Source organism: Halorubrum tibetense (assembly GCF_042661865.1).
In the GTDB taxonomy this organism is placed as follows: domain Archaea; phylum Halobacteriota; class Halobacteria; order Halobacteriales; family Haloferacaceae; genus Halorubrum; species Halorubrum tibetense.
Window position 1 is genome coordinate 1 of sequence record NZ_JBHSWW010000275.1, and the last position, 3,181, is coordinate 3,181.

The 3,181-nt window shown below is 68.0% G+C and carries 4 protein-coding genes; 1 reads left to right on the forward strand and 3 read right to left on the reverse strand.

Going from position 1 to position 3,181, the window contains the following annotated elements:
• Positions 1-936: UbiA prenyltransferase family protein (locus tag ACFQEU_RS13515; RefSeq protein WP_379782993.1), on the reverse strand; the 936-nt coding region annotated here is incomplete at its 3' end.
• Positions 937-1,150: 214 nt separating this feature from the next.
• On the opposite strand from ACFQEU_RS13515, the gene ACFQEU_RS13520 reads away from it, so the two are divergent.
• A complete protein-coding gene (locus ACFQEU_RS13520) occupies positions 1,151-1,915 on the forward strand; it encodes a VOC family protein (RefSeq protein WP_379782995.1) in 765 nt (254 codons plus the stop codon).
• Between the two features lie 117 nt (positions 1,916-2,032).
• Here the strand turns inward: ACFQEU_RS13520 and psmA are convergent, their stop codons facing one another.
• Both psmA and ACFQEU_RS13530 read right to left on the reverse strand, forming a co-directional pair.
• Positions 2,033-2,797: an archaeal proteasome endopeptidase complex subunit alpha gene (gene psmA / locus ACFQEU_RS13525; protein ID WP_379782997.1), complete on the reverse strand. Its 765-nt coding sequence runs from the start codon at positions 2,795-2,797 to the stop codon at positions 2,033-2,035.
• 4 nt (positions 2,798-2,801) lie between these two features.
• Positions 2,802-3,181 (reverse strand): Rpp14/Pop5 family protein (locus ACFQEU_RS13530; RefSeq protein WP_379782999.1); only part of this gene is annotated, 380 nt, incomplete at its 5' end.

Below are 3,181 nucleotides of genomic sequence, written 5' to 3' on the forward strand. Positions count from 1 at the left end.
CGCGACGAGTCCGGTCACCGCCGCGGCAGTCACGAGCGCCGCGGTGGCGACGTCGACGGCGTAGAGCGCACGGCGGGTCGACACGACGCCGTACACGACCGGGAGGGTGGCGACACCGACCGTGGCGTCGGCTTCCACGTCCCGGACGTTAGGGAGCTCGGTGTCGACGAACGATCGCAACAGGAAGTACCCGAACACGACGGCGACGAGCGGGGCACCACCGGCGACCGCGCCGCTCGCGACCCCGGCAGTGCCGCCCGTCCCGACCGTGGCGATCGACCCGCCGTTCCCACTCGCGAACGCAACGGGAATTACGGTGACCGCGACCGCCCATCCGAACGCGACGAGAAGCGAGTTGAGCACCAACACGTCCTTTACGCGCGGCAACCGGTACCGGAACCCGTCTTCCCGGCCGCCGAGGGGCGGCTCCCCAGCGGCCTCCGCGGTGACCCCGCCGAGGGTGGGGAGCCAGTCGGACGCGTACAGCACCCAGAACACGCCCGGCAACAGCGTGATGACGAGCGCGAACGGCCCGCCGAGCACCGATAACGCGACTGCGATCCCGTACGCCAGGGCGGCGGCGACCATCAGCTGGTCCCCGTAGCGATACGCGAGGATGGCGCGTGTCGGCGTGGACCGAGTGTCCGCGTCAGCGTCGGCGACGTGATCGATAGTGTACACCGCGAACGCGACGAGCGCGACCACGACAGGCGCGGGCGACAACGGCACCCCGAGCAGCACGATGGCGATGAGCGTCTCGACCGCCGCAACCGCCGCGACGAACGGCGCACCCGACGCGTACGCCGCGAGCGACCGGCCGATCCGCCCGGCTCGGGTGCCCGGACCGATCCGCTCTTCAGACGCCGAGCGGGTCGAACGATACAACGATTCGGTGCCGTCGGACGACGCCGACGACGATTCTGAGGTGTCTTCCATGGGTTGGCGGTCGACACCGGGCGCGACGCCGACCGCCTCCGATCGGGAAGAACGGGATATTTATCCGTTCGTCGGGAACTAAATGAAATCTGGGTTAGGTTTGTGTATACCCGGTCGGAACGCTGTCGAAAGCGGGACGTTCCCCCTGTCAGTGGGCGAGGGACACCGTTCGCCCTTCAGTACGCTTTTGAGGTGAGCGACCGACGCGTCGTGTATGGAATCCGCATTCGATCACGTGATGATCCGCGTCGAGGACTTAGCGGAGAGCCTCGACTGGTACGAGACGCACCTGAACTACGAGGAGAAAGGACGCTGGGAGGCGGACACGTTCACGAACGTGTTCCTCGGCCCCGAAGACGTCCACGAGGCGGGCGCGCTCCTCGAGCTCACCTACAACCACGACGGGCGCGCCTACGAGCTGGGAGACGCGTGGGGCCACATCGCGGTCCGCGTCCCCGAGGACGCGCTCCAGGAGTCGTACGACGAGCTGATGGAGGGGGGCGTCGACGACTACCGCGACCCCGAGTCCTGTGGCAACCGCTACGCGTTCGTGAAGGACCCGGACGGCCACGAGATCGAGATCGTCAAACGTGACTACGGCGCGAAGTGGAGCATCGATCACACGATGGTCCGCGTCGAGGACGCCGATGAAGCGCTCGGCTACTGGACCCGCAAGTTCGAGTTCGACGAGACGGGCCGCTGGGAGGCCGACACGTTCGCGAACTACTTCGTCGAGCCCGAGGACGCGCCCCGGGAGGCGATGTCGCTCGAGCTCACCTACAACTACGACGGCCGGACGTACACGATGGGCGACGCGTGGGGCCACCTCGCGCTCGAAGTGGACGACCTCGACGACGCCTGGGAGTGCCTCATGGCGCGTGAGGCCCCCGACTACCGCGATCCGGAGTCGTGCGGGAACCGCTACGCGTTCACGAAGGACCAGGACGGCCACGAGGTCGAACTGGTCACGAGCGACTAGCGGCGTCGCGCGGTCCGCGTTACCCCTCTGATAAAACGAGTGTCGGTGTCTGGTCCCTCCGAAGCACCCCGGCGGCTCCGAAACGCTCTTGTCCGGCTCCGGCGCGTCGTTTGACGGCTACTCCTCGCTGTCGGCGTCGTCGTCTTCCTCCTCAGGGAGGAGATCCCGCTCCGCGAGGATCGTCTCGAGCGCCTCGTCCGAGTGCTCGGCGTAGCGCTCGTCGTCGACCGTGATGGTGGCGACACCGACGCCCTCGGGCGTCAGTTCGCCGTCGTTCGACTGTGCGAGGGTGTCGAGCGCGAGCCCGACCGCCTCGTCCGTGGAGATCCCCTCCTCGTATTCGGCTTCGAGGTAGTCGCGGAGGTCGCTCCGGTCGGAGCCGATCGAGAGCGCCTGCCACTCGTACGGCGTCCCCGAAGGGTCCGTCTCGAACAGGTGCGGCTCACCGTTCTCGATCCCGCCGACGATGAGCGCGACGCCGAACGGGCGCGCGCCGCCGATCTGCGTGTACTGCTGGATGTGGTCCGTGATCGTTTTCGTCAGCGTCTCGATCCCGATCGCCTCGCCGTAGCGCAGGTGGTTCACCTGTGCTTGCTGGCGCGCGAAGTCGATGAGCTGGCGAGCATCGGCGACGTGGCCCGCGCTGGCGACGCCGACGTGGTCGTCGGCCTTGTGGAGCTTCTCGATGCTCGCCGGCTCCATCAGCGGGGAGCGGGCGCGTTTGTCGGCGGCGAGGACGACGCCGTCCTCCGCACGGATCCCGACGCTCGCCGTCCCTCGTTTCACTGCCTCCCGGGCGTACTCGACCTGATAGAGCCTGCCGTCGGGAGAGAAGATGGTGATGCCTCGGTCGTACGCCTGTTGTTGGGATTGGCCCTGCATGATATCACTCGATGTCGGACGCCGTCGCGCCGACGTACCCCGACTCGGTCCGCACGTCGTACGCGTTCTCACGCACGACGGCGGTCCGTTCGGCGTCCCCGAACGCGACGTCTCGCTGTGTCGAACTGCCGGTCGCGCGACCCATATATCTTTCCTCACAGGCACGCACCGTCCCCGAAATCCCCCGAACGCGGATCCCGACCGGGTCACCGTCGACCCCGCTCACGCAAGCGATCGCTGCCCGCGCTTCGTCGACGTGGCCGTGTCGCACGCGGACGACCGCCTCCCCCTCGCCGGCCGAAAACGCAAACGAGAGCAGCTTCAGGCCCGCGTCCGCGCTTCCGGGGTCGCCGAGGAGGTTGCCGGCGGCGTACCACAGCGCCC

Coding starts and splice junctions, on each gene's coding strand:
- ACFQEU_RS13520 (WP_379782995.1), top strand. CDS start 1,151: ATGGAATCCGCATTCGATCACGTGATGATCCGCGTCGAGGACTTAGCG.
- psmA (WP_379782997.1), bottom strand. CDS start 2,797: ATGCAGGGCCAATCCCAACAACAGGCGTACGACCGAGGCATCACCATC.